Source organism: Streptomyces sp. YIM S03343 (assembly GCF_054729195.1).
In genome coordinates, this window is record NZ_JBPUKX010000001.1 from 3,375,767 (window position 1) to 3,400,184 (window position 24,418).

Here is a 24,418-nt window from a genome sequence, read left to right on the forward strand (position 1 = left end):
TCAACCGCCCTGCCGGAAAGAGAGGCCCGCGATCACGGACGTACCGCGTGTGGGGCGGGGCCGGACGGTCCATGCGGTGGCGAGGCTGTCGACGAGGATCAGGCCCCGGCCGCTCTCGGAGTCCGTGTCCGGGTCGACCACGGTGGGTTTGCCGGTGCCCGGGTCGGAGACGGCGAGCCAGTAGTGTCCGTCGGCGGGCCACAGGACGAGCTCGATGAGGTCCTCGTCCTCCCGGCAGGCACCGTGGCGGATGGCGTTGGTGACCAGCTCCGAGGTCAACAGGCCGAGGTCGTCGCCGAGGTGGGGGCGAAGGACGTACGGCAGCGACTCGGCGACGGCGTGCCGGGCCCTCCGTACCGAGGTGGGGTGGGCGGGGAAGCGCCAGTGGACGGGTACGAGGGGAATCTCGGGCATGGCGAACTCCACGGTTGTGTGAGGGGTTTGGGGTCGCCGGTGGCCTGCCGCCCTGGTCGCGGACACACCCGTCCCAGGGCAGGCGGGCATGCTCGCGCGGTGCGCTTCCGGCGTTGCGGTGTGTAGCGTGCGCGATACCGACAGTAGGACACTAGGGGCCATATTTGCCATATGCTCCGTAACAATGGCCTCGATGCAGTGAACTTGCACTGCGCAGCACGGAAGGAACGACATGCCACCAAGGACGATCCTCACCCAACGTCAGAAGCGTCTCGGAAGTGAATTGCGCAGGATGCGCACCACTGCCGGCATGTCTGCGGAGTACGCCGCAGGGCTCCTCGGCGTCGACCGGAGCAGGATCTCCAACATGGAGTCCGGACTACGCGGGATCAGCGCCGAACGGCTGCGCACGCTTGCCTGCAACTGTGACTGCACCGACGAGAAGTACATCGGCGCCTTGGCCGAGATGGCGGAGCCGAACGAAGCGGGATGGTGGGAGCGTTACCGGGGGAGCCTGCCTCAAGGTCTGCTGGACATCTCCGAAACGGAGGCCAGCGCGGTACGTCTGCGAGGCGCCAACACCGTGCACGTGCCAGGGCTGCTCCAGACATCGGCGCACGCCATGGCCATCTTCCGTGCCGTGGTCCCCCAGCTTCCCGAGCATGAGGTCGCTCTCCGCCTGGCACACCGTTCGGAGCGCCAGAAGGTGATCACCGGCGACGATCCGGCCCCGTACGTGGCCGTGATCCACGAGGCGGCGCTGCGCATGCAGTTCGGCGGGCGGGACGTTGCCCAGGCGCAATTGGAGTACCTGCTGAAGGTCTCCGAGTGGGACAACGTCACCGTGCTCGTCCTTCCCTTCAACCACGGCGCCTTCCCCGGAGCCGGGCACACGGTCGTCTACACCGAGGGGCCTGTGCGGCAACTCGATACCGTGCAGGTGGACAACTCTCATGGACCTGTCTTCCTGCATGCCGACGGCCAGCTCACGAAATACCGGGCGCAGCTCGACCTGTTGGAAGACTTGGCACTGTCCCCGGAGCGGTCCCGCGACTTCATCCGCCAGATCGCCCAACAGCTATGAGGAGAAGCCAGATGGCTGACATCACCTGGGAAACCCCGTTCTGCGGCGAGGGCAGTTCCTGCTTCCGTCTCGGCACCGACGCCGAAGGCAACGGCTACATAGCCATCAACGGCCAGGAGGACCACTACCTCACCGACTCCCTCGAAGCCCTGCGCACCCTCATCACCGACATCAAGGCCGGCAAGGCCGACCACCTCCTGTAACACCCGCCCCACGCGCCGCCGCCAGTCGGTACCGTGGACAGCAATCGGCTGACTGGGCATCAGGACGACGGGGGCGCAACGCGTGGCGCAGGCAAGGAGAATCGGCGAGCAGGGCCGCTATGAGCTGATCGAGGAGATCGAGTCCGGCGGTATGGGCACGGTCTGGCGGGGCTACGACGCCGTCCTGGACCGGGAGATCGCGGTCAAGCTCATCCGGCCCGATGTCGTCTCGTCGCCCGCGCAGGCGAAGGAGTTCGCCCGCCGCTTCGAGCGCGAGGCTCGCGTCACCGCACGGATCGGGCATCACGGGGTGCCGCAGGTGTTCGACGCGGTGCTGGACGAGGCGTCGTACGACCGGCTGTACCTGGTGATGGAGTACGTGCGCGGGGTCTCCCTGCGCAGGGTGCTCACGGGCGCGGAGGACGGCGCTGCGGTGCGGCTCCCGGTGAGCTGGGCCGCGTCGATCGCAGCGCAGATCTGCACGGTGCTGTCGTACGCCCACGCGATCCCGGTCGTGCACCGCGACCTGAAGCCGGACAACGTCCTGATCGCCGCGGACGGCACGGTGAAGGTGCTGGATTTCGGCATCGCGAAGCTGCTGGGCACGGACGTCACCCGGCTCACGGCCACCGGCAGCCGGATCGGTACGAGCCGCTACATGCCGCCCGAGCAGATCGACTGCGCGCAGATCACGCCGCTGAGCGATCTTTACGCACTCGGCTGCATGCTGCACGAACTCCTCGCCGGGGAACCGGTCTTCAGCGGAACCGAGTACCAGCTACTGCACCAGCACATGGACGAACCGCCGAAGCCGTTGCGCGCCCTGCGGCCCGAGGTGCCGGAGGACCTGGAGGCCCTGACTCTGGACCTCCTGGCCAAGGCGCCGGAACAGCGTCCAGCCGACGCGTACGCGGTGTACGAGCGCTTGTCGCCGCACCTGCCGCAACCGGGCTCAGTGGCTGACCCCGTGGCCTTCACCGACGGTGGCTCCCCTGCCGTGGTTCCCGACCCGACGGTGGTCTACCGGCAGCCGAACGCACCCCTACGGCGGACCACGACACCCGCGCCCCCGCCCGGTCCGTCGGCTCCCGTGCCGGTCCCGGGGCGTGTCGACACCGACCTGCGGGACGCGATCCAGGACGCATACGCCCGGTCCAAGAACCTCGCCGAAAGGGGGCGGTTCGCCCAGGCCGCGGACGTCCTCAAGGCAGCGATGGCCACTGCGGCCACCGTCCTCGGGGCGCACAACCCCAGGGTGCTCCGTCTGCGGGGGCAGCGCGCGGCGATCCTCATGGCCGGTGGGGACTTCCGGCGCGCCTTACCGGAGTTCGACGAGCTGGCCGCCGTCTACGCCCGCATGGCGGGACCGGCCGGCGAAAGCGCACTGGAGTGCCGCCGACATGCCGCACACTGCCGGGCCAACCTCGGCCAGGCCACGGCCGCCCTGCGGGAGTTCCAGGACGTCCTGGAGGTCGTGTCCGACGCGGACGGAGACGCCTCCGAGACCGCACTCGACCTTCGCCGCAGCATCGGCATCCTCCTCTTCTCCGAAGGCCGCCGCACCGAGGCGGAGGGCGTCCTCGACGCCCTCCACGAGGACATGTGCGTACTCCTCGGCGAGGACCACGAGGAGACCCGCGAGATCGCCGACCTCCTCGCCCGGCTGCGGGGCCCGGAAGGGCCGGGCCCCTACTGACATCCCACCGGCGCCGTCAGGCTTCGTCCTCGCCTTCTTCGCCCTCTTCGCTGTGTATGCGCTGAGCCAGATCCCACAGGCTCAGACCGTCCGACCGCAACCAGCGAGCCGTTCCCTGGTTGGACACGGGCCGCTCGTCCCAGCCGGCGTCCGCCCACATTTTCGACACCAGCCCGGACGGCGAGTACCGCTGCTCGTCGTACGCCCACAGGATCGGCCTGGTCCTGTTGTTGTCCCAGGTCGCCTGGCGTCGCCTCTCGTCCTCGACCAGCCATTCCTCCATGGCGTCACGCTCGGGCTCGTTCAGAGCCACGTACCCGAGCGGTTCTCCGTCCTTGATGACACGGCGGTCGACCAGGAGCGGCACGGTGTTCGGGCGACGCGGCTTGCGCTCCTTCACGGGAGGCTCGGGAACTGCGACGCCATGGGCCAGGTCGCCGAGGACCTGCCTCGCGAGTTCTCGGCACGTCTCCGCGGTCTGGAAGGCGGTCCTGATCTGGGGACGCGGCCCGTAACGGGTGACGATCTGGTGCGTCAGCCGACTCACCAGCTCCGGTACGAAGGCAGGGATCTTCGCCAGCACCTCGCTGCCCCAGTCGAAGTCGGGGTCGTCGATGCTCGTGGCACCGAGATGCTGGAAGATCAGGTGGGTGACGAGGAAGCCACCGTGCTCCGCGGTCGCCGCCTCGCGGCTGTTCTGGCCGCTGCCGAGTTTGTAGACCGTGCTGCGTGCCGCACGCAGGGTGAGCACGGAGCGCCACACCTTCTGCGGAGAGGGTTCGCTCTTGAACAGCAGGGTGTGGCTGCCCGCGGGGCCCTGCTCCCAGAGGTTCTCCCGTGAACTGGCGGCCCGGGCGGTCTGTGCGGCATCCGGGTGCAGGCAGGCGAGGGCGAGGGCGAGTTCGTCCAGTGAACAGCCGGTCTCGGGCGGGACCGGCTCGCCCCGCTTGATCACGTACTGCTTGCGCAGTTCGGCACGCAGGTTGGCCTTGATCGCCTGGTGCACGGGTTCCAGAGCGATGCGATCGCGCTGCTCGATGGCGTTCTGCCGGTTCGCCGCCTGCGAGACCTGTACGCCGAATTTCCGGTCCTCGTGCGTGTTGATGACCTTGATGCTGAGGGTGGCGTGGGCCGCGGTCTCGCCGTCGTCGTGCATGGCCCTGGCGACGGCCCGTACCGTCTGAGCGCCGTTGACGATGCTCGCCCCGGTCACAGAGAGAGTGGTCGGTCTGTTCCGCGGTGCCTTGGCGCTTTCGTGCCTGGCCGTGAGGGCATCGCAGATCATCGTGATGCCGTTGTTCAGGTGCCAGAACCTGGTGGGATCGGACGTGAGGGTCTGACCGATCTCCGCATTGGTGACGGTGGTCCCGAGCGGGGCCCGGAGGTTCTGCTCGAACAGGGCGGTCCCGTACGTCTCGTACCACTCAGCGACGCTCTCGGCGGAGACGGTGCCCTGGTAGGCCTCGAGCCCACCCTTCTGCTGGTACCAGTCGTCCAGGCGTACGTCGAGGCAGATCGGCTCCGGCCGGAGATCCGCGTGGATCTGGTCATGGAAATCGGCGGCGAACAGTACCTCGACGCTCAAGCGCGCGCCGTGCTGGTTGAACTCGTCGAGAGCGTTGTCGAGGACCTCGCGTGCCTGTGGCGAGGGCTCCACGGTGCCCATCAACGCGATCACCAGGATGGTTCGCTCCTTGAGGAGGAGCGGCCTGGCCTGCAGCGCGAGGGCGGCGGCACGCTGGTTGAACTGGTCGTACAGCTCGTTCTCGATCCGGTTCAGACCGTCCACCATCGCCTTCGCCGCGTCGACGTCGAAGGTCGCCGTGCCCTTGTCGCTCCACTTCGCCTGGACAAGCAGGACCTGCCCGCTGTCGGGGAGGGGAGCGATGGCGTCCAGGCCCTGGTCCGCGATGCCGTCCGTCACGAACCGGGCCGCCTCGGCCACGCTGCACTTGCCCACGCGTCGTACCGCGAGGGCGGCGAGGGCGCGGGAGAGGAAGCGCTGTTCGTAGTTCCCGCCTCGGTAGTGGGCGATGTCGCTGTCGTCTATCACCCCGTTGAATGTCTCGCGCAGCTGCTCGCGCACCTGCGTGACCTGGCGAGGTGTGTCCGCCCCCGAGGTGGCCATGGCTAGTCGCTCTCCCACTGATGGTGTCCTGTGATGATCTAATCCCGTGTCCCGAAACCTGGACCGTTGCCACGAGCCCGCCCGTTGAAGTCGACGACCACCAGGGCGGCGCCGACCGTCTCGACGGAGGCCTTCACCGAGTCCGAGGCGACCTTCAAGGGCACGCCGCGAGCGCCGAACCAACCGTCACGGACCAGGCTGGCGAAGTCGGTCGGCACCAGGTGGCGGGTGAGCGCGTCGGCGGAAGCACCGGGGAGGCCTGTCTCCGCCGCGACCGGGATCGCCGCCGCGAACTGATCGTAGGGGTAGATCGCGCCGGGGCTCGTCCGGTGCAGAGCAGAGGTGAAGGGCGCCTGCTCGTGAATGCGGAGAAAGAGAGGGTCTTCCAGCAAGCTGTAATCGTCGGTCCTCCGCCGAGCACCTTGTTCCGGCTTGTGGACTCGGTCGTGGAGTTCGTCCAGGCTGCGCCGGACATCGGGCGGGCGCAGCACCGCCAGCCGCGGCGATCGTGCCCGAGACGGTGGCTCTGCCCGCCTCGGTTGTGCGAATGCCATCCGCTCCCCCGAAAACGCCCACCGACACACCGAGCAACGTTCAGGGGAAGGGTAGCGCGGCAGCCCAGTCTTCCGGCCTCCACATCCTTGGAACCCCCGCCCTCGCCGAGGGCATCACCATCCCCTGGCCGCCCAGGGCCTGTACGTGGAACCCACGGCAGCGGTCTGCTGGGCAGCAGTACGCGAGGGCACCCTTGGCAACCGCACCCCCGCACGAGTACCCGCGTCTCACCCGGCCGACCCCGCCACACCTCACTCGGCCGCCGCGAGCCGACTGTCGTCGTCCGTCATACCCAGCCGCACCTGTTCCTCCTCGACGATCCGGCGCGCCAGTTCGCCGTCGGACACGTCGATCGCGTCCGGGGTGGACTCGGCCACGGCGCTGCGGCGGGCGTAGGCGTCGAACAGACGGGTCTTGGACTCCAGCATCTTGACCAGGCGTTCGTCCACTCCCCCGGTGGCGAGGAGACGGTGCACACGGACCGGCCTGACCTGGCCCATGCGATGGGCCCGGGCCACCGCCTGGTGTTCGGCGGTCGGCTTGATCTGGGGTTCGCAGATGACGACGACGGAGGCGGCCTGCATGTTGAGGCCGATACCCGCGGCCTGGATCTGCGCGAGAAGTACGGCGGGACCCGTGACGCCCGCGAATTCGTCGACGATCTGCTGCCGCCTCCCGGGCGGAACGCTCCCGGTGAGCGGACCGAAGACGGGAACGCCGCTGCCGGCTCCCCGGGTCAGTGCTGCCTCCACCACGCCCAGGACATCCTTGAAGTTGGAGAAGACCACCGTCTTCTGCCCGTTCTCCCCGGCCTCCCGGACTATCTCCCGGAGCCGTTGCAGCTTGGCCGACTTCTCGGGGCGCAGGTAAGCGGCGCGGCGCATCTCCATGAAGTTCCCGGCGCGGACGGCGTCGCGATAGGCCTTCTCGTCGGAGGCGCTCAGCTCCTCCCATTCGTCGGTGTGCTGGAGGCTGGGCAGTTCCGTCAGCACGTCCTCCTGATTGCGCCGCAGATACACCGGGGCGAGGGCCTGACGGAAGGCGACCGATCCGGCCGGGGCGTCCCGTTCGCCGAGCGACGCGGCAACGCCCCGGTCGAGCATGTGGACGAGATTGCGGAACTCAAGAACCCTGTTTTCCATAGGAGTTCCGGTCATGAAAAGAGCCCGCTCGCACCGCTCCACCCACTGGGCGACCGACTGGGAGCGCTTGGCCTGCGGGTTCTTCACGGAGTGCGCTTCGTCGACGACGAGGAGCCCGATCTCCCCCGCTCCGGGTACGGGGAACCCGCGCAGTGCGTCGAACGTGGTCACGCCCACACCACCCTTCCCCTTCCAGTCGGCGAACGCGTGGTGCCGGCCGGGGCCGTGGAGCACCGCGGCGCGCAGGGTGCTACGGGCCTCGATCTCCCGTGTCCAGTTCACGAGGACGCTGGGCGGGCAGACGACCACGAAATGGGTCTGTCCCTCGGCGGCCAGATGCGCGAGCGCGGCGATCGCCTGGATGGTCTTCCCGAGACCCATCTCGTCACCGAGGATGACCTTGCGCTGAGTCAGGGCGAAGCGCGCGCCGAACGTCTGGTAGCCACGCAGGGAGACGCACCGGTGGGAGTCGTCGAGGTGCTGGTTCCGTACCCGCTCGGCGATCTCGTCCGGCAGATAGCCCTCGGCGGCGGCGGTGTCGGGCTGCTGTACGGAGATCTCGGCGAGGAGGCTGTAGTACTCGGCGGACCGCAGCTCGAAATCCGTCCAGGCGGCTACGTCCGTGGCGCGCCCCCGCAGCAGGTCCACCGAGGCCTGGGCGAACAGCCCGGGCAGCCCGGCCTGCTCCGCCTCGTCCACGAGCTCCCGGATCGCGGAGACCGCCGCGAGCGCGCGGGCCCGCTTCTCCTGTCCCGCCAGCAGCATCCCCAACCGCCCGGCAGCGGGTCGGGCCTCGACCAGCAACGGATCGAGCAGCGCTGACAGGGCGACGGCCTTGTCGACGGCGCGCCTGGCGTCCGGCCCGGCCTCCACCAGCACCTGCAAGGCGAGGAGAAGAGCGGTGATACCCGCTTCCGGCCGCTCGACATCGATATGGACCGCCACGGTCTCGTACGCGGCCTCGGAGAGCCGGCGGGCGGCGGCGAGCACATGGTCGACGGTGCGCTGTCCGACACCGGGGATCTGCCGCAGCCGGTAAGGGCCCGCTTCGAGAACGCTCCCGACCGTACGCAGCCCGCTCTCCTCGACGTTCCCCAGCCGCAGACGCCCTTCGGTGACGTCCTGCAACCGGGCGACGGGGATGGCGTCGAGTTCCCGCTTCACCGCCGCGTCAAGGATCGGCTGCAGCGCCGCCCGCACACCCTCGACGGCCCGCCCATGATCACCGACCACGGCCCGGACCGCCTCACCCAGCCGCGCTCCCCGCGCAACGACCTCCCGCTCACCACGCCCCACGTGCGGCCCCCGCCCTTGTCGTACCTCCCGGCATCCTCCCACTGTCCGTATCGCACCCATGCCCTGTGGAATACGACGGCCACGGCGGCCCGGGAGCCCTGCCGCCGCGCGGCGCATCAGTACCTCCGCACAACCATTGGGATATCTCCCGCGTCGAGTGGGGCGACCGTTGTCCAAGTCAAGGAGTTCCGTTGCGCAGAGCAGTCACATCGGCGCCCGTGGTGCTTGTCACCGTCGTCGCCGCGTTATCGCCGGTGTCCTCGTCGGCCGCCGCGCCCTACAAGGGGGCCAACACGGCCGCCGTCCAGGACGACTTCAACGGCGACGGCTACCGCGACCTGGCCGTCGGTGCTCCGTACGCTGCCGATGGCGGCGTCGAGCAGGCCGGGGCCGTCGTCGTCCTGTACGGGTCGGGTTCGTCGGTCGGCACCACGCGCCGGAGCGTCATCACGCAGGCGACGGCGGGAATCCCCGGAGATCCCGAGGCATGGGACCGTTTCGGAACGGCGGTGACGAGCGCCGATCTGGACCGGGACGGGTATGCGGACCTGATCGTGGGCACCCCGGAGGAGGGTGTGGGCAGCCGGAGCAGCCGGGGCTCCGTGACCGTCGTGTGGGGAGGACCGAAGGGGCTGAAGGGCGGCGCGAACATCTCCCCGCCGTCCGGGTACGGGGACGGCATGACGTCCTGCGGCTTCGGGATGTCCCTGGCCTCGGGCGACATGAACGGCGACGGCGCGCCGGAACTCACCGTCGGCTCCCGCTGCGAGGGCTCCTCCTACGGCGGCCCCTTCACCCGTGCGGGAAAGGCCGCCTCCGGCTACCGCGAGCGGAGTATCGGCGAAGCCCGCGGTGTGGTGATGGGCGATGTCGACGGCGACGGCAAGGCGGAGCGGTTCTGGTTGCCCGGCCCCACGGACGGCGATCTGCGCGGACCGGTGCACATGGACGGACCGGTACGCGACGGCAGCGACCCGTCCACCCGGCCGACCGAACTCCCCCACGCCGACGGTCACGCCGGCGTGATCGGTGACGTCAACGGTGACGGATACGGCGACCTGGTCACCGGCATCGCGGAGGACGACTACCTCGCGGGCGAGAAGGGCGCGGCGCATCGCGGCGGTGAGATCCAGGTCCTCTACGGCAGCGCACGGGGCATCACCCCGGACCAGAAGCCGAAGGTCGTCCACCAGGACACGGCAGGCGTCCCCGGGACAGGGGAGAACGGCGACCAGTTCGGCCAGTCGCTCAGCACCGGCGATGTGAACGGGGACGGGTACGCCGACGTCCTGGTCGGCTCTCCCGGCGAGGGGATCGGCACCCGCGCGGCGGCCGGTACCGTGGTGCTGCTGCGCGGCTCGGCCTCGGGCCTGACCACGGCCAAGGCGGCCGGGTACACACAGAACACGGCCGGTGTCCCCGACACCGCCGAGTCCGGTGACCAGTTCGGCGCCGCCGTCCACCTCGCCGACCTCAACAAGGACGGCAAGGCCGAGACGGTCGTCGGGATCCCCGGGGAAAACAGCGACGGCTGCGTCTGGGTCGCCCGAGGCGCCGCGTCAGGACCGGTCCTCAGCGGCTCCTACGACGTGTGCGGCAAGGCCTCCGGTATCACGGTCCGCGGAACGGAGGGCGCCTTCGGCGCGGCGCTGACCAGCACCCACGTCGAGGTCTGACGCCCGCCGTCCTTACCGAGCCGCTGGAGGGGGCCGGGCCTGCGCAGACGTGCGGCCGCCCGGTCCCACAGCGGACGGCCAACGCCCAATCGGTTGCGCCCCTCTCGCCGACGGCCCCGCCGCGTCAACCGTTCCGACGGAGGGGGAAGCCCGCGATCACGGATGTTCCGCGCGTGGGGCGGGGCCTGACGGTCCAGGCGGTGGCGAGGCGGTTGACGAGGATCAGGGCCCGGCCGGTCTCGGAGTCCATGTCCGGGTGGGCCAGTTGGGGTTTGCCGGTGCCCGGGGCCGAGACGGCGAGCCAGAGGCGCATCCGTACTGCGGCAGGCATGTCCGCAGAGTTCGCGGCGGGCCTGCTGGGCGCGGATCGAGGAAAGATCTCCAACATCGAGTCCGGCGTCCGGACCATCAGCGCCGACCGCTTGCCCACACTGGCCTGCAACTGCGGTGTGACGGATGAGACGTACGTCCAGGCGCTCATTCGGCCATCTGCCCGAGGGCGATTGGGAGAACACAAGGATGTCTGGGAGAAAGGGAACAGCGTGCTGGCGGTGAGGTCGGCTCCAGGATCGTCTGCGGCCGAGATCTTCGAGGAGCCGCCGCTTCCCCTATCACTCATTCGGGTGCCGTGGACCTGCGGTCGGCCGGTGACTGCGCCGCGCGTTCACACATTCGGCCCACACATCACCGAGAGATCCATTACGTTGACTCTGCGTTCACCATCTGACCAAAGGGCCCGTATGTCACCATTACCCGCATTCGATCCCGTCACGGAGTGCCCTACCCCGGGCAGGTTTCCGCTGACCTGGGACGAGGTCGAGTCGGAACTGGTGAAGGCGGCTCCCTTCACGGACTCGTCCACGCGCGGCCACCTCTTCGGGGAGCTGCAGGCCCACTACGCCATGGTGGAACTCACAACCGGAGTGGTGGGGCGGCTATGGCTGGCCGGAAGCTTCGTGAGCGGCAAAGTGGATCCCGAGGACATCGACGTCACTTACCTCGTGCCTCCGGATGCATACAGCCGGGCGATGGCAGACGCCGACGCGGTTGACTACCTTGACAATCTGGGTACCAAGGACTGGTGCACACGCCATGCCATGAGAGTGGACGCATATGTCCTGTGCCTTCCCGAGACGGAGGACTTCCGTTCTCTGGGAGTGACTGGGGCCATGGCGGTCGGCGACCACAAGGTTTTCGAGAGCCTCGGGGTCTATGACGAGGTGTGGCAGCGCTGCCGGAGCGGACAGAATGGCATCTCTGAGAGGGCCCGGCGAGGATATGTGGAGGTGCTGCTGTGAACAGTCCGCAGAACCTGCCCGACCCCTCGGACAAGGAAGCCCTGAAGGCCTGGATGCGGGCCAACCGTGCCAAAGCAGAGGGTCATCATCCGGTGCGGTCGGCGGAGGAGTTCACCGCGGCACAGCGGCGCAAGCTGCTGAAGACCGTGGGATATGAAACCGGCCATGCCGAAGCCGGTACGGCTCGGCGATCACTCAGGTTGGCTCTCGAAGGGACGCCCGTCAGGGAGCATCGCGTGGAGTCGTCCGTACTCGGACGGTGGCTGGCCCTCTTCCAGGAGGCTGTCACCACCGTCGCCCACGCACTCGATGAGAGTCGCCCCACACACGACTACGGTCCGTTGCCGCAAGCCGTCCGAAAGGCGACACGGCTCTACGCTGCGGCAACCTTTCCCTCGTCGTACGGGATGGTCCTGGAGGAAGCACCGGCAGACGACGAGGAGCTACCGCTACCGAAGGTGGTCTCGACGGAGTCGCTGCTCGACCGCGCGATGGGAACCGTCCTCGACATCACCGACCGGGCGGAGGCAGGCCCAGGGGCCATCGACGCGGTGTTCGAAACAGCGCTGCCACTGGGCGGGCGGGTCTTCAACCGTCTCGCCGACTTGACAGAGGTACTCGCCGACTCGGGCACCGACGTCAGCCTGACCTGGAGTTCGCCGTACAACGGTGTGCGTGCCTCCCGCCTCGGCTCAAGAAACGCCCAACGATGCCATGACGCGCTGCGCGCCGTACAACCCGAGGAGCACTCGGAACAGTTGGCGGGCAGGCTCGTCGGCGGCAGTGTGCTGCGGGGAACGGTTGAGATCGAAACAGCGGACCGAGGAGTGATCACAGCGCGCGTGGATCACGAAGTCACCAGCCTGCTGAGCGCCTACGCGAACCGTCTGATCACCGCCGAGGTCCTTGTGTCAACGGTTCGCTCACCGCACGGACGCGAGCACCACAGCTATGTCGTACTCGACTTGGCCCTGAACACAAGCTGACCGACACCGTGCTCTCCATCGTCGGCCGGCTGTTGAGCCAGCCCCGCCGGGAAACTGTGCCCGCCGCGCATCCGCTGAACTCCGACTCCGGCACGTCGTCGGCATTCCCCAGGAGAACGGCGACGGCTGCCTGTGGACCGCCCGGGGCGCCGCGTCCGGCCCCGTCCTCAGCGGCTCCCGCACCGTGTGCGGCAAAGCCGCCGGCATCACGGTCCGCGACTCTGAGGACGACTTCGGTGCCGCGCTGACCAGCGTTCACGTGGAGCTCTGACGCCGGTCGTCCCTTGCTCACCGAGGTCGCACGTCCCGCGCGGCAGAAGTGACGTCCGCTGCACCATGTCAGTCATGTCCGGTGCGGCGGACGGTCGTCGACAGACCGGCGGGCCCGGTGTTCCGGCTCGGCACCACCGCCGACAGCAACGGCTACATAGCCGTCAGCGGCCAGGAGGACCGCTACCTCACCGACTCCCTCGAAGCCCTGCGCACCCTCATCACCGACATCAAGGCCGGCAAGGCCGACCACCTGCTTTAGGGCCCGCAGTACGCGCCGCAACGCGAGGCGCGGGCAAGGCCCGGCATCGGGTTCTGCGGTCGGCTAGCGGGGCTGCCACGCCCGTACGAGGTCCTCCGGCCCCCAGTGCGCGGTGAGCGGCAGATCGTCGGTCACCCCGCAGCGGGACACCGCGACCAGTGGGGTATCCGGGTCGGTTCCGGGGACGGCGAGCATGTCGCGTACCAAGGCGTCGTACTCATGACGGCCGAAAGGCTGGGCCTCCAGCCATTTGACCGACCCGACGAAGTGCACCTGCCGGGCCACCGGCTCACGATCCGCACCGATGAGGTCGATCTCGGGGTTGTTCTGACGGTTCCACCAACCGCCGATGGCCTCGGTCTCAGGCCAGTCGTCGTCGGGCATCAGGCGCAGCAAGGACTCGCGGATCAGCGGCTCGACCGCTCGCCCGCGCCAGGTGGTCCATGACCGTTCGATGCGTTCCAGCGCCAGGTCACCGCGGCCACGCTCGATGAGCGGGATCGCGCGGGCCAGGAAGGCCAGCCAGAACCGCAGATACGGATCGGCGATCCGGTAACGCTTGTTCTTGCTGTCGGGCTTGGCGGACAGGGGGAGGTCGGCGGCCACGACCCGCTTGGTCTGCAGCATGGCCAGCAGCGGAGCGAGCGTGCCGGACGGCAGGGCGCCGGCGCCGCCGGCGTGGGCCGCGATCGTGCTGAACGTGCGCTCACCGCTGCCGACCGCTTCCAGTACGGCCCTTGAGTGCGAGGCCTCGGGGAATTCACCCAGCAGGGACAGCTCGCCCGCCACCAGCAGAGGCGAGAGGGGGTTGGCGACCGAAGCCTGCAAGAAGGCGGTACGCCCCATACCCGGCCGCCACGACTGCACGATCTCGGGGAATCCTCCCGTGATCAACTGGGCGTCGACGGCCCCGGCGGCGTCCAGCTCGGTCATGGCCTGCACATCGGCCAGGTTCAGAGGACGGACGGTCATTTTCGCGGCCCTGCCGAAGAACGGGCGCCCGTAGGACTGCAGTGCCTCCATCACCGATGTGTCGCTGCCGACCAGAAGCAGAAGCACGGGCTTGGAAGACAGGTGGCGGTCCCAGACGGTTTGGAGTGCGCCCTCGAATTCCTTGTCCTGCTCGACCAGCCAGGGCACCTCGTCAATCACCGCGATGCTCGGTGAGTCATCCGGTACCGCGAGCGCCAGCGAACGCAGGGCCTGGTTCCAGTCCTGCGCCTGGAGGCCGGCGACCAGCTCCACACCCGGCAGTGGCGACTGCGCGAGGGTCGCGGCGAAGTCGGCGCGCTCGGTCACGGGGTTACGCCCCCGGGTGGCCTGGAAGACCACGTACGGCGCTCCCGAGCGGTCGCAGAACTCCTGGACCAGTCGCGACTTCCCCACTCGGCGTCGGCCCGTCATGATCACAGCCCGTCCGCGAGTGGCTCCGACGCCCTGCGCCACTGCCCGGTACTGCTCGGCCAGCAGTTCAAGATCCCCGGCCCGGCCTTGGAATTCCATGACACACTCCAGGGTATTTAACGTAGATGGATTATTACGTAGATTGAATCTTACCTTGCCCTCCTGTTGCAGCCTGCCCTGGCGAAGACGGAGCCGACGAACGGATGGTCCCGGTCGCGGCGGGGCCCGTGGTCAGACGTCGGTGCGGACGAAGACCGGCTTGAGGTGGTTCTCGGGGAGCGCGTCGGGGAGTTGTTCCCAGTCGAGAACGTGGGAGACGACCCGATCCGGTGCGACCTTTCCCGAGGAGGCGAGGCTCAGCGCGTCGGGGATGTGGTTGCGGACGTTGTCGCGGGCGATGCGCAGGGTGACGCCCGTGAGGTACATGTCGAGCAGCGGCAGTTCGCCAGGGCGGAAGTGGTTGCCCGCGGACTCGCAGATTCCTTCCGGGGCGAGGGAGGTGACGGCCAGGGCGAGCTGGTCGACACGGCCGGTGGCCTCCACCGCGAGGTCGAAGCCGTGCCGGATCGGTTCGATCGTCTCGGCCGTACGTGCGCCGAAACCCTGGGCCAGTTTGTGGTGTTCGGGGTCGGGGTCGACGTACAGCACGTCGGAGGCGCCCAGCGCGCGGGCGATGTCGCACACGTACAGGCCGATGCTGCCGCGGGCCACGACCAGCACGCGGGCTCCCGGCCTGTTCTTCAGATGGGGTGCGACCAGGCGCCAGGACAGGGACCAGTTGTCGCTGGCGGAGGCCATGGCGACGGGGTCCAGATCGCCGGGCAGCGGCACCAGCATGGCGTCCGCCCAGGGGACGCGGACCAGGTCGGAGAAGAGCCCGCCCCAGGTGCCACCGAGGGGTGCGCCGTACATGGCCATGTGCGGTACGGCCGTGCAGTGGGCGGTCAGCCCGGCGCGGCAGTTGTCGCAGGTGCCGCAGTTGATCGACCAGGGGACGACCACGAGGTCGCCGGGGGCCACGGTGGTCACGGCGTCGCCGGTCTCGACGACCCGGGCCACGCATTCGTGCCCGAGGGCGAACGGCGGGTCGATGAAGCCCTGCCCGGCCAGGATCATGGCGTCGACGTCGCAGGAGGTCGCCGCGACCGGGGCGACGATCGCCTCCACGCCGGACCGGAGTTCGGGGTCGGGTGCCTCACGCCATTCGACGGTGTTCCGGGCGACGTAGGTCAGCTCACGCATCGGTCCGCTGCCCCTTCGCCAGTGCCACCAGGTCGGCGTAGCGGATGACCGAGCCGCCCGCGCCCCAGGTGCCGTCGGGCTGCTCGTGCACCAGCACCCACACCCGCAGGGCGTCGTCCTGGGACAGCCCGGCGGCGGCAAGCACCGTCTTGGTGACGTCCTCTACGAGGCCGGCCTTGCGCCGCTCGGACAGCGCGCCCTGCGGGACGGTGACGTCCACCAGGAAGCGGGGCGCGTCGTCCTCGGCGGTGGTCTGCGCCCCCTCGGGCAGCTCGATCAGATAGCTCCACGCCTGGGCACGGAAGAACGCGGTGTCGGGCGCACCCTCCCAGCGCAGCAGTACGGCGGCCAGGTCACGCCGGACGGTCGCGCGGCCCTCCTCGGTCAGAGAACCGGTCGGGACGGTGAGCCGGATCATCGGCATACGGACTCCTCCTTGAGTCAGCGGTCCCCGTCGGTGGACTGCGGTCGAACGGCCTACAGCCCGCAGCCCGCCTATGACGGTCGTTATAACCGAAGCCGACGCTAGACTATGACGAGCGTTATATCCAGAGGGGAGTTCCACTGTGACCAGACCCGGCGCGCCGTCGCGTGAGCGCATCGTGGCCGGTGCGGCCGACCTGATCAGCAGGCGTGGGCTCAGCGCGGCGAGCATCCGGGAGGTGGCCAAGCACGCCAAGGCGCCGCTCGGCTCGACGTACCACTACTTCCCCGAAGGCAAGCAGCAACTGGCCGCCGAGGCGGTCAGATACGCGGGGGACGCGGTCTCCCGCATCCTCCGCAAGGATCTGGACGCGGGCCCGGTCGCCGGACTGCGCGCCTTTCTGGCGCTGTGGCGCGGCATCGTCGTGGACAGCGGCTTCCGTGCCGGCTGCCCCGTGCTGGCCGTCTCCGTCGAGGAGCCGGCGGCCGACGTGAACCCGTCCGCCCTCGCCGCCGCGGCCGAGGCGTTCGAGGACTGGGAGCGCTTGCTCGCCGAAGCGCTGACGGAGCACCGGGTCGCCCCCGATCAGGCCGCGGACCTGGCGGCCCTCGTCGTGGCCTCGGTCGAGGGCGCCACCGCCATGTGCCGCGCCAAGCGCAGCGCAGACCCCCTGGACCAGGTCGCGCGGCAGCTCGAACCGCTGCTCACCGCCACACTCGACCGTCCGGTCTGACAGCAGAAGCCCGGGGACCCCGGACGCCGAGGCATGGACGGCCGAGGTGCCAGCGGTCAGTAGTGATAGCGCGCCGCGAGGATCACGATCTCCTTGGCCGTCACCAGGTAGACAAGGCGGTGCTCGTCGTCGATCCTCCTCGACCACGCCCCGGGCAAGTGGTACTTGAGCGGTTCAGGCTTGCCGATCCCCGTGAAGGGGTCACGCTTGACGTCCTCGATGAGCTTGTTGATCCGCGCGAGCATTTTGCGATCGTTCTTGAGCCAGGACGTGTAGTCCTCCCAGCCTTGATCCTCGAAGACGAGCCTCACTCGGCACCCTCACCAGCGGCATCCGGCACGTCGGGGTCGATCAGGTCGCGCTCCGACACGTTGGCGTGGGCCAGGGCGTTCTCATACGCCTTGAGGAGCCGACGAGCGTTCGCGGGAGAGCGCAGCAGGTACGAGCCCTCGCGCAGTGCCGCGTAGTCCTCGGCCGAGACGAGCACGGCGTTGCCGTGCTTGGAGACGATCTCGATGGCCTCATGATCGTCGTTGACCTTCTTGATCAGCGGAAAGAGAGCCTTGCGGGCTTCGGTCGCCGTTATCGACATGAGCTGACTCCCATCCTCAAGTGGTACCGAATAGCGTACCATTCCGACCCGCCCTTGAGCAGAACAAACGGGCCCGGCTTCTGCCGTGCTGTCCGCCGGTGCAGGCACAAGGGAGGGTTCCGTTCACACCCCTTCGTGGTAATTCCCCACGTATTTCAACCCTTCGCCCCCTCCCTCCCCGCATCGTCGCCCCATGAAGCACCCCCACCTGATCGCCCCGCTCCTGGCCTCCGCCCTGCTCCTGCCGCTGTCCCTCCCCCTCCCCGCGGTGCACGCCGCGCCCCGCTCCCCCGGCGACGGGTGCACGGCCCCGGGCTGGGCCCCCACCGCCGTCCGGATCGACGCGAAGGATCCCCACCCCTACGTCGGCAACGGATACCTCGCCACCCGGGTCCCGCCCACCGGCGCCGGATACTCGGCCACCGGAGAGAAGACCGGCTGGCCTCTGTACACCCCGCGCTACGACGGCACCTTCGTCTCCGGGCTGTACGCCCGCGGGCCCGAGAACACCGCCGGCCGCGACGCGCTCGCCGCGCTCCCCAACTGGACCGGGCTCGATGTGACGGCCGACGGCGAGACCTACGGTGCCCGCAGCCGGGTCAGCCGGTACCGGCAGACGCTGTCCCTGCGGTGCGGTCGGCTTCGTACCAGCCTCACCTGGACCGGCTCCGACGGCCGCCGCACGGACCTCACGTACGACGTCCTCACCTCCCGGGACGACCCGCACACCGGAGCCGTACGACTGCGTGTCACCCCGCACTGGGACGGCCGGCTCACGCTCACCGACCGCATCGACGGCCGGGGCGCCCGCCGTGTCGCGCGCACCGGTGCGGGCCCCGTCGACGCGCGCACGATCGGCGTGGCGTTCCGCACCGACGGCACCGGGATCGACGGCGCGGTCGCGTCCACCTTCGAGGCGCCGGGCGGGCATCTGCAGCAACCCCGCAGTGCCGGAGGAGAACTGAGTGTCCGTCAGGACGTCACCTTTCCGGTCCGCTCCGGGCGCACCTACACCGCCGTCAAGTACGTCGGCGTCGACACCGCCCTCACCTCCCGCGCCCCCCGCGCCGCCGCCCGCGCCGCCGCGCACCGGGCCGCCGTGCGCGGGTGGGCGGCGTTGCTCCGCTCCCACCAGGACGCCTGGCGTGCTCTGTGGGACGCCGACATCGAGGTGCCCGGCCACCCCGACCTGCAGCTCTGGGTGCGCTCGGCGCAGTACGGCCTGCTGTCGTCGCTGCGTGCGGGCGCCTGGGACAGCGTCGCCCCGACAGGGCTGACCAGCGACAACTACGCAGGCCTGATCTTCTGGGACGCGGAGACGTGGATGTTCCCTGCGCTGCTGGCCACCCGCCCCGAGCTGGCCCGCCCGGTGCTGGAGTACCGGTACCGCACCCGCGCGGCCGCCGCCGACAACGCGGCGAGGACCGCTGTGAAGGGGCTGTTCTATCCCTGGACGAGCGCGAGCCACGGCCGGCTGTGGAACGAGTGCCAGAGCTGGCAGCCGCCGCATTGCGTCACCCAGAACCACCTCCAGGGCGACATCGCGCTCGCCACCTGGCAGTACTACCTGTCCACCGGCGACCGGGAATGGCTGCAAGAGCGGGGGTGGCCACTGCTGGACGGGCTCGCCCGGTACTGGGCTTCGCGGGTCACCGCGAACGCCGACGGCTCCTACTCCATCAGGGAAGTGGCCGGTCCCGACGAGTACAGCAACGGCGTCACCGACGGCGTCTACACCAACGCCGTCGCCGCAACCGCGCTGCGCGCCGCGGCCGATGCCGCCCGTGTGCTGGGCAACCCCGCCCCGGCCGACTGGCGGCGGATCGCCGGACGGCTGCGCATTCCGTACGACCCCCGGCGCAAGGTCTTCCTCCAGTACGACGGCTACGACGGCTCCCCGATCAAGCAGGCCGACACCGTGCTGCTCGTCTACCCGCTGGAGTGGCCCATGCCGGACGGCGCCGCGGCCGCCACGCTCGACTACTACACCGCGCGCACCGACCCGGACGGTCCGGCCATGACCGACTCGGTGCACGCGATCGACGCGGCCGCGATCGGCGAGCCGGGCTGCAGCGCGTACACCTTCTTGCGGCGCGCCTACCAGCCCTTCGCTCGGGGCCCGTTCGCGATCTTCTCGGAGTCGCGCGGCGAGAAGGCGGGCGCCTCCGACCCGCTCGCGGGCTCCCCCGCCGAGGACTTCCTCACCGGCAAGGGCGGCTTCCTGCAGGTCTTCACGCACGGCCTGACCGGTCTGCGGCTGCGCGCCGACGCCCTGCGCCTCGACCCGACGCTCCCGCCCCAACTCACCCACGGCGTGCGCCTGTCGGGGGTGCGGTGGCGCGGGCGGGCGTACGACATCGAGATCGGGCCGGAGACCACCACGGTCCGGCTGCGCTCGGGTGACCCGATCCCCCTGGAGACCCCGGAGGGCCGCTTCACGCTCTCCGGCACGGTCACTCTCAAGACCCGCCGCCCCGACCTCGTCCCCACCCCCGACCTGGCCCGTTGCCGGACGGTGACGGCGACCTCGGCCGAACCGGGGCAGTACCCGGAGGCAGCCGTGGACGGCAGCCCGGCCACCGTCTGGTCCCCCGCCGCCGAACACGGCGCCCTCACCGTCGACCTGGGACGCAGGGTGGGCGTCGGCGCGGTCCGGCCGATCTGGCGGCAGACGCCGACGTCATCGGCGGTCGAGGTCTCCGCGGACGGACACGGCTGGCACCCGGTGGACGGAAACGCGGTCCGGTACGTGCGGGTGAGCGTGCGCGGCAAGACGGTGGCGCTGGCCGAACTGGACGTACGACCGTGACGGCCAGGACTGCCAGGACGGCCAGGACTGCCAGGACTGCCACGACTGCCACGACTGCCACGACTGCCGCGACTGCCGCGACGGCCAGGACGGCCAGGACGGCCACGACAGCCACGACAGCGGTGACCGCCACGACAGCGGTGACCGCCAGGACGGCCACAAAGGCCACAACCGATCTCCTCACGACAACCCGGGGCAATGTGACGCTCGTTGTCCTACCTTGGGCATATGGCGCTGCATCACCACAGTGACCGTCCGTGGCGTGTGCGAGTGGACGACGAAGAAGGCACGCCCTGTGGCGCCGGAGTACTGCTCGACGACCGCCATGTGCTCACCTGCGCGCACGTGGTCCGGTACGCCGGTGCGGCACCCGGGGGGACCACGTCTCACGTGCGGATCAGCAGTGCGGCATGCCGCCCCGAGTGGACCCGCACCGCGCACGTGGCCCCGGGCACCTGGGTGCACGAACACGGCACGCAGCGCGGCGATGTGGCACTGCTCGAACTCGACGAGCCGGCCAACTGCGGCACCCGGACCACACTGTGGAAGGCGCCCCTCTCCGGCGGCACGGTCCGGATGTACGGCTTTCCCCAGCACGAACCGTTCGGCATGCAGACGGACGCGCGGCTGGCGGGATCGGGGCACCGGCAGGGCGAGTTGGGCCTGTTGAACCGGATCCACCAGGGCGACCCATGGATCGAGCCGGGATACTCGGGCGCCGGGGCGATGGCGGTGGGCGGCGAGTTCTGCGGCCGTGTGATCGGCATCGTGGTGGCCGACTACGTCAACGGTGACGAGAAGGCGGCCTGGATGCTGCCGACCGAGACGATCCTGAGGTATCTGCCCGGGATAAAGGAGTTCACCGGCGGTGACCGCACTGACGAACTGGGACACTCACGCAGCGAGTTGCTCGGTGACGTACTGGGCGACCCGCTGCGGCTCGCGCTGACCCAGGAGCTGACCCGGCTGCTCGACAGCGGTTGGTCCGGCACCGCCGTCGTCGGCACCGGCGGTACCACCGCCGTGGGCGACTCCTGGCTCGTCCGTCTGGTGCGGACGGCCGATCCGGCGGCCCGGCCCGGCGTCACGGACGCCGAACTCACCGACGCCCCCGGGGACACGGTCCTCGGGCTCGGCACCATCGACGCGGCCTACGACGCGCGCGGCAAATCGGCCGGCGACCTCAGCGGCTATCTCACGGGCCGGTTCGGGCTCGAGGGCGGAAACGCCAGGGAGGTGCGGAGACAACTGCTGCGCCGCATGCCGCCCGCCTGCCTGGTGGTGGGCGGCGTCGATCGGGCCGAGGACCCGGAAGACCTCGTACGGGAACTGCTCGGGCAACTGGCCGCCCGCGCCCGGTCGCGCGGGGTCCGCCTGGTCCTCGGCTTCGAGGGCACGCCACCGGACGGCCTGGCCTACGACGTCTCCCTCGATCCCGAACCGCTGCGCGGGGGCGCCGCCCGGGGTGTGAGCGCCGCCGAGGTCCAGACGGCCGTCGGACAACTCGCCGATCATGAGGACGCCGCTTCCGCGCTCCAACAGGAGTGGGGCGTACGGTTCTTCGCCGCACCCCGGCTGCCCCGCCTGGCCGCGCCCCGGCTACGGGTCCGGCTGGCCGTGGCCCGGGCCACGGAACCCAACCCCGAACTCACCGCGATATACGACCAGGCCGCCGACGCCCGCACCGCCCTGGCCCGGTTCGAGCACGACCTGGGCCGGATGATCACGACCTACAGGGACCTCACCACCTCCCTGGAACTGCACCGCGTCCGGGCGGCGCGCCACTTCGGCGTCGAGGACCGGCGGCTCGCCGAGTGGCACGCCCCCGCCGCCCGCGCACTGCAGACCGAGCCGATCGACCTCGGGGTCGCGGGCGAGCTGGTCAAGCGCTACATCGACGAGGTCAACCGACGGTTCGAGGAGAGGTGACAGGCGGATGAGCCGTCAGATGTGCAACCGTCCCGGCTGCGGGCGCGGCGCAATCGACGAGCAGGGCTTCTGCGAGGTGTGCGACCGGCAGCCGCTGCCGCAGGACGACGCCGCGTCGGCGGACCGCGCCTCGGCACCGGAACCGTCGGCGCGGGCCGGTGCGGGCGTCGGCGTGGCGCAGGTACGCCCGGACCCCTGGTACGGCCTCGGCCTGGTCGACCCCGTTCAGGCCCCGGAGACCCCGGAGATTCCCAAGGCTCTGGAGAGTCCCAAGGCCCCGGACGTACCGCCGGGTTCGTCGGACCCGGTCGGCGAGGCGCACCGCTTCTGCCCCAACCCTTCCTGCGGGCAGCCGGTCGGCCGTGGCCACGACGGCGAGCCGGGCCGGACCGCCGGTTTCTGCCCGCGCTGCGGCACCCGTTTCGACTTCGCGCAGCCGGGCGGTTTCACCATCGCCGGCCGCTACGACGTCACCCGCGTCATCGGTTCGGGGGCGTACGGCGCCGCCTACCTCGCCGACGACCGCAACCTCGCGACCCCCGTCGTCCTCAAGGCCCTGCACAAGTCGGTCGCCAAGACCGCCCTGCACGAACGGAACGTACTGGTCGAGCTCCGGCACGACAGCATCGTCCGCATCCTGGGCTACGAGGACGAAGGGCCGTACCTCGTCCTCGAATACGTACCGGGCGAACCGTTCTCGTCCCGCGACGGCGACCGTCTCGAAACCGTCCTCGCGCACGGTGTCCGTATCCTCCAGGCACTCGACTACCTGCACGCCCGGGACCTGCTGCACTGTGACGTCAAGCCCCTGAACATCATCCGCTTCCAGGAGGAGCACCCGGCGGGCGCACTGGACAGGGTGCGGCTCATCGACTTCGGCGCGGTGCGCAGCCAGACGAAGGACACCGGGCCGGTCGTGGCGTACACGAGGGCCTTCGCGCCGCCGGAGAACGATCCGGAACATCTGAAGCCCGGCCCCGGCTTCGACCTCTACGGACTGGGCATGACCCTGCGCGACGTGTGCCGCTCCCGGTGGACGGACCGATCCGCGCCGGGCGTCGACTCGCTCCATCTGCTGCTGAACCGCGCCACGGACCCCGAGCAACCGTGGCGGCGGTTCGTGTCGGCACGGCAGTTCGCGGAGCAGCTCAGCGGTGTCATCCGGCAGGTCGTGGCGGCTCCGCCGACACGTCGTCAGGTGTCGCGGCCCTCCGCCCTGTTCGGCTCGGTGCCGGAACCGCTGCACGGCGGACTCGGCTCGGCCCGGCCCCTTGCCCACTGGGTCGGTGCGCAGCCGGACGAGGAAGGTCTGCTGACGATGCCCGCGCCGTTCTCGTCACCGGAACCCGGCGACGTCGCAGCCGCCCTCCCGGCCCCCCTGTCCGATCCCGACGACCCGGGCGTCACGGGCTCGGCCGGCGGCGCACTGGCCGAGAGCCGGCTCGCCCTGCGCAGAAAGGACGCCGCGGCGGCGGCAGAACAGCTCGCGGCGGCAGGCCTGCCCGACTGGCACTGGCTGGCCGACTGGTACTGCGGCCTGATCGCCCTGGCCGACAGGCACCCGAAGCGGGCCGCCGCCGTGCTGGCCCAAGTGCGCAGGGCCCTTCCCGGTGAGCTGATACCGCACCTCGCCCTCGGCCTGTGCGCCGAACTCCACGACGACCGCACCGTCGCGCGGTCGCACTACAGCACGGTCTTCGACACCACCCCCGCGCTCGGCGCGGCCGGTTTCGGCCTGGCCCGCGTACTGCTGCGGGCGGGCGAGCGCGCGAAGGCGGTGGAGATCGCCGAGCAACTGGCCAAGGAGTTCCGTTACGAGCGCGAGGCACGAGTGGCGGCGGTACGCCTGCGCGTCATGGTCCTCCCCGATCCGGCCGATCCGGCCGCCGATCCTGCCGATCCAGACCTCCGGGCAGGATGGCAGGCGCCGACCGAGGACGACGTGGCCCAGGCCAGGGCGGCCCTTCCGGATCTCGACGTGAGCGAGGCGGCGGCCGCCGCACTGTGTGCCGAGATCCAGTACGCGGAGTTCCTGCACACCCGTGACCGGCTGAAACTGTCCGACGCGATCCGTGACCTCGGCCCGCACGCGCCCACCGAGCACGAGTACGTCGCACTGGTGGACCTGGCGAACCGACTGCGTCCGGCGCTGAGATGGGGATGGCCGGGAAAGCATGGAAGATCGGGTCGATCGGGCCGATCAGGTCGATCAGGTCGATCAGGTCATTCCCGTTCCGGGGCAGTACCCGGGGGGCTAAGCTCGTAACACGTTCCG

At 70.0% G+C, this 24,418-nt stretch carries 21 protein-coding genes; 11 read left to right on the forward strand and 10 right to left on the reverse strand.

Going from position 1 to position 24,418, the window contains the following annotated elements; all coding sequences use genetic code 11:
* Positions 1–414, reverse strand: a complete 414-nt coding sequence (locus tag ACSYGN_RS14250) for an ATP-binding protein (RefSeq protein WP_460395511.1) — start codon at positions 412–414, stop codon at positions 1–3.
* 232 nt (positions 415–646) lie between these two features.
* Here ACSYGN_RS14250 and ACSYGN_RS14255 point away from each other — a divergent pair, with 232 nt between their 5' ends.
* From ACSYGN_RS14255 to ACSYGN_RS14265, 3 genes are all read left to right on the forward strand, one after another.
* The gene (locus ACSYGN_RS14255; protein ID WP_460395513.1) at positions 647–1,498 is read left to right on the forward strand and encodes a helix-turn-helix domain-containing protein; all 852 of its coding nucleotides are present in this window, start codon (positions 647–649) and stop codon (positions 1,496–1,498) included.
* A gap of 11 nt (positions 1,499–1,509) precedes the next feature.
* The gene (locus ACSYGN_RS14260) at positions 1,510–1,701 is read left to right on the forward strand and encodes a hypothetical protein (protein ID WP_460395515.1); all 192 of its coding nucleotides are present in this window, start codon (positions 1,510–1,512) and stop codon (positions 1,699–1,701) included.
* An 82-nt stretch (positions 1,702–1,783) separates the two neighbouring features.
* Positions 1,784–3,397, forward strand: a complete 1,614-nt coding sequence (locus tag ACSYGN_RS14265; protein ID WP_460395517.1) for a serine/threonine-protein kinase — start codon at positions 1,784–1,786, stop codon at positions 3,395–3,397.
* Between the two features lie 16 nt (positions 3,398–3,413).
* Here ACSYGN_RS14265 and ACSYGN_RS14270 read toward each other — a convergent pair whose 3' ends face one another.
* The 3 genes from ACSYGN_RS14270 to ACSYGN_RS14280 all read right to left on the reverse strand — a co-directional run bounded on the left by ACSYGN_RS14270 (position 3,414) and on the right by ACSYGN_RS14280 (position 8,578).
* Positions 3,414–5,525: an AIPR family protein gene (locus ACSYGN_RS14270; RefSeq protein ID WP_460395519.1), complete on the reverse strand. Its 2,112-nt coding sequence runs from the start codon at positions 5,523–5,525 to the stop codon at positions 3,414–3,416.
* Between the two features lie 38 nt (positions 5,526–5,563).
* Complete coding sequence (locus tag ACSYGN_RS14275) at positions 5,564–5,917, reverse strand: hypothetical protein (RefSeq protein WP_460395521.1); 354 nt, start codon at positions 5,915–5,917, stop codon at positions 5,564–5,566.
* Between the two features lie 414 nt (positions 5,918–6,331).
* A complete protein-coding gene (locus ACSYGN_RS14280) occupies positions 6,332–8,578 on the reverse strand; it encodes a DEAD/DEAH box helicase (protein ID WP_460395523.1) in 2,247 nt (748 codons plus the stop codon).
* A 131-nt stretch (positions 8,579–8,709) separates the two neighbouring features.
* Here ACSYGN_RS14280 and ACSYGN_RS14285 point away from each other — a divergent pair, with 131 nt between their 5' ends.
* The gene (locus tag ACSYGN_RS14285) at positions 8,710–10,194 is read left to right on the forward strand and encodes an FG-GAP-like repeat-containing protein (RefSeq protein WP_460395525.1); all 1,485 of its coding nucleotides are present in this window, start codon (positions 8,710–8,712) and stop codon (positions 10,192–10,194) included.
* Between the two features lie 124 nt (positions 10,195–10,318).
* Here the strand turns inward: ACSYGN_RS14285 and ACSYGN_RS14290 are convergent, their stop codons facing one another.
* Entirely contained in the window at positions 10,319–10,525 is a 207-nt protein-coding gene (locus tag ACSYGN_RS14290) for an ATP-binding protein (RefSeq protein WP_460395527.1), read from the reverse strand.
* Between ACSYGN_RS14290 and ACSYGN_RS14295 the strand changes: the two genes are divergently transcribed.
* The 3 genes from ACSYGN_RS14295 (at position 10,524) to ACSYGN_RS14305 (ending at position 13,010) form a co-directional block, all read left to right on the forward strand.
* Positions 10,524–11,492 carry a helix-turn-helix domain-containing protein gene (locus ACSYGN_RS14295; RefSeq protein WP_460395529.1) on the forward strand — a complete coding sequence of 323 codons (969 nt, stop codon included), beginning with the start codon at positions 10,524–10,526 and terminating at the stop codon, positions 11,490–11,492. The genes ACSYGN_RS14290 and ACSYGN_RS14295 overlap by 2 nt on opposite strands.
* Positions 11,489–12,478, forward strand: a complete 990-nt coding sequence (locus ACSYGN_RS14300) for a hypothetical protein (protein ID WP_460395531.1) — start codon at positions 11,489–11,491, stop codon at positions 12,476–12,478. Before ACSYGN_RS14295 ends, ACSYGN_RS14300 begins: the two co-directional genes overlap by 4 nt.
* Before the next feature lie 352 nt (positions 12,479–12,830).
* Positions 12,831–13,010: a hypothetical protein gene (locus ACSYGN_RS14305; RefSeq protein WP_460395533.1), complete on the forward strand. Its 180-nt coding sequence runs from the start codon at positions 12,831–12,833 to the stop codon at positions 13,008–13,010.
* 63 nt (positions 13,011–13,073) lie between these two features.
* Here the strand turns inward: ACSYGN_RS14305 and ACSYGN_RS14310 are convergent, their stop codons facing one another.
* The 3 genes from ACSYGN_RS14310 to ACSYGN_RS14320 all read right to left on the reverse strand — a co-directional run bounded on the left by ACSYGN_RS14310 (position 13,074) and on the right by ACSYGN_RS14320 (position 16,080).
* On the reverse strand, positions 13,074–14,513 hold the full coding sequence (locus tag ACSYGN_RS14310) for an ATP-binding protein (RefSeq protein WP_460395535.1): 1,440 nt from the start codon (positions 14,511–14,513) through the stop codon (positions 13,074–13,076).
* A 132-nt stretch (positions 14,514–14,645) separates the two neighbouring features.
* Entirely contained in the window at positions 14,646–15,656 is a 1,011-nt protein-coding gene (locus tag ACSYGN_RS14315; RefSeq protein WP_460395537.1) for a zinc-dependent alcohol dehydrogenase, read from the reverse strand.
* The gene (locus tag ACSYGN_RS14320; protein ID WP_460395539.1) at positions 15,649–16,080 is read right to left on the reverse strand and encodes a tautomerase family protein; all 432 of its coding nucleotides are present in this window, start codon (positions 16,078–16,080) and stop codon (positions 15,649–15,651) included. The genes ACSYGN_RS14315 and ACSYGN_RS14320 overlap by 8 nt, the downstream gene beginning before the upstream one ends.
* Positions 16,081–16,222: 142 nt before the next feature.
* Between ACSYGN_RS14320 and ACSYGN_RS14325 the strand changes: the two genes are divergently transcribed.
* Entirely contained in the window at positions 16,223–16,813 is a 591-nt protein-coding gene (locus tag ACSYGN_RS14325; protein WP_460395541.1) for a TetR/AcrR family transcriptional regulator, read from the forward strand.
* A gap of 56 nt (positions 16,814–16,869) precedes the next feature.
* On the opposite strand, the gene ACSYGN_RS14330 is transcribed toward ACSYGN_RS14325, so the two are convergent.
* Both ACSYGN_RS14330 and ACSYGN_RS14335 read right to left on the reverse strand, forming a co-directional pair.
* Complete coding sequence (locus tag ACSYGN_RS14330) at positions 16,870–17,124, reverse strand: Txe/YoeB family addiction module toxin (RefSeq protein WP_460395543.1); 255 nt, start codon at positions 17,122–17,124, stop codon at positions 16,870–16,872.
* Positions 17,121–17,405, reverse strand: a complete 285-nt coding sequence (locus ACSYGN_RS14335) for a type II toxin-antitoxin system Phd/YefM family antitoxin (RefSeq protein ID WP_460395545.1) — start codon at positions 17,403–17,405, stop codon at positions 17,121–17,123. Before ACSYGN_RS14335 ends, ACSYGN_RS14330 begins: the two co-directional genes overlap by 4 nt.
* 193 nt (positions 17,406–17,598) lie before the next feature.
* On the opposite strand from ACSYGN_RS14335, the gene ACSYGN_RS14340 reads away from it, so the two are divergent.
* The 3 genes from ACSYGN_RS14340 (at position 17,599) to ACSYGN_RS14350 (ending at position 24,409) form a co-directional block, all read left to right on the forward strand.
* Positions 17,599–20,214: a glycosyl hydrolase family 65 protein gene (locus ACSYGN_RS14340; protein ID WP_460395547.1), complete on the forward strand. Its 2,616-nt coding sequence runs from the start codon at positions 17,599–17,601 to the stop codon at positions 20,212–20,214.
* A 228-nt stretch (positions 20,215–20,442) separates the two neighbouring features.
* A complete protein-coding gene (locus ACSYGN_RS14345; protein WP_460395549.1) occupies positions 20,443–22,143 on the forward strand; it encodes a trypsin-like serine peptidase in 1,701 nt (566 codons plus the stop codon).
* A gap of 7 nt (positions 22,144–22,150) precedes the next feature.
* The gene (locus tag ACSYGN_RS14350) at positions 22,151–24,409 is read left to right on the forward strand and encodes a tetratricopeptide repeat protein (protein ID WP_460395551.1); all 2,259 of its coding nucleotides are present in this window, start codon (positions 22,151–22,153) and stop codon (positions 24,407–24,409) included.
* The last annotated feature ends 9 nt before the right edge of the window (positions 24,410–24,418 follow it).

Excerpts from the sequence above, each read along its gene's own strand:
- ACSYGN_RS14250 (WP_460395511.1), bottom strand. The coding sequence starts at position 414 with ATGCCCGAGATTCCCCTCGTACCCGTCCACTGGCGCTTCCCCGCCCAC.
- ACSYGN_RS14255 (WP_460395513.1), top strand. The coding sequence starts at position 647 with ATGCCACCAAGGACGATCCTCACCCAACGTCAGAAGCGTCTCGGAAGT.
- ACSYGN_RS14260 (WP_460395515.1), top strand. The coding sequence starts at position 1,510 with ATGGCTGACATCACCTGGGAAACCCCGTTCTGCGGCGAGGGCAGTTCC.
- ACSYGN_RS14270 (WP_460395519.1), bottom strand. The coding sequence starts at position 5,525 with ATGGCCACCTCGGGGGCGGACACACCTCGCCAGGTCACGCAGGTGCGC.
- ACSYGN_RS14280 (WP_460395523.1), bottom strand. The coding sequence starts at position 8,578 with ATGGGTGCGATACGGACAGTGGGAGGATGCCGGGAGGTACGACAAGGG.
- ACSYGN_RS14295 (WP_460395529.1), top strand. The coding sequence starts at position 10,524 with ATGTCCGCAGAGTTCGCGGCGGGCCTGCTGGGCGCGGATCGAGGAAAG.
- ACSYGN_RS14290 (WP_460395527.1), bottom strand. The coding sequence starts at position 10,525 with ATGCCTGCCGCAGTACGGATGCGCCTCTGGCTCGCCGTCTCGGCCCCG.
- ACSYGN_RS14310 (WP_460395535.1), bottom strand. The coding sequence starts at position 14,513 with ATGGAATTCCAAGGCCGGGCCGGGGATCTTGAACTGCTGGCCGAGCAG.
- ACSYGN_RS14315 (WP_460395537.1), bottom strand. The coding sequence starts at position 15,656 with ATGCGTGAGCTGACCTACGTCGCCCGGAACACCGTCGAATGGCGTGAG.
- ACSYGN_RS14320 (WP_460395539.1), bottom strand. The coding sequence starts at position 16,080 with ATGCCGATGATCCGGCTCACCGTCCCGACCGGTTCTCTGACCGAGGAG.
- ACSYGN_RS14335 (WP_460395545.1), bottom strand. The coding sequence starts at position 17,405 with ATGTCGATAACGGCGACCGAAGCCCGCAAGGCTCTCTTTCCGCTGATC.
- ACSYGN_RS14340 (WP_460395547.1), top strand. The coding sequence starts at position 17,599 with ATGAAGCACCCCCACCTGATCGCCCCGCTCCTGGCCTCCGCCCTGCTC.
- ACSYGN_RS14345 (WP_460395549.1), top strand. The coding sequence starts at position 20,443 with ATGGCGCTGCATCACCACAGTGACCGTCCGTGGCGTGTGCGAGTGGAC.
- ACSYGN_RS14350 (WP_460395551.1), top strand. The coding sequence starts at position 22,151 with ATGAGCCGTCAGATGTGCAACCGTCCCGGCTGCGGGCGCGGCGCAATC.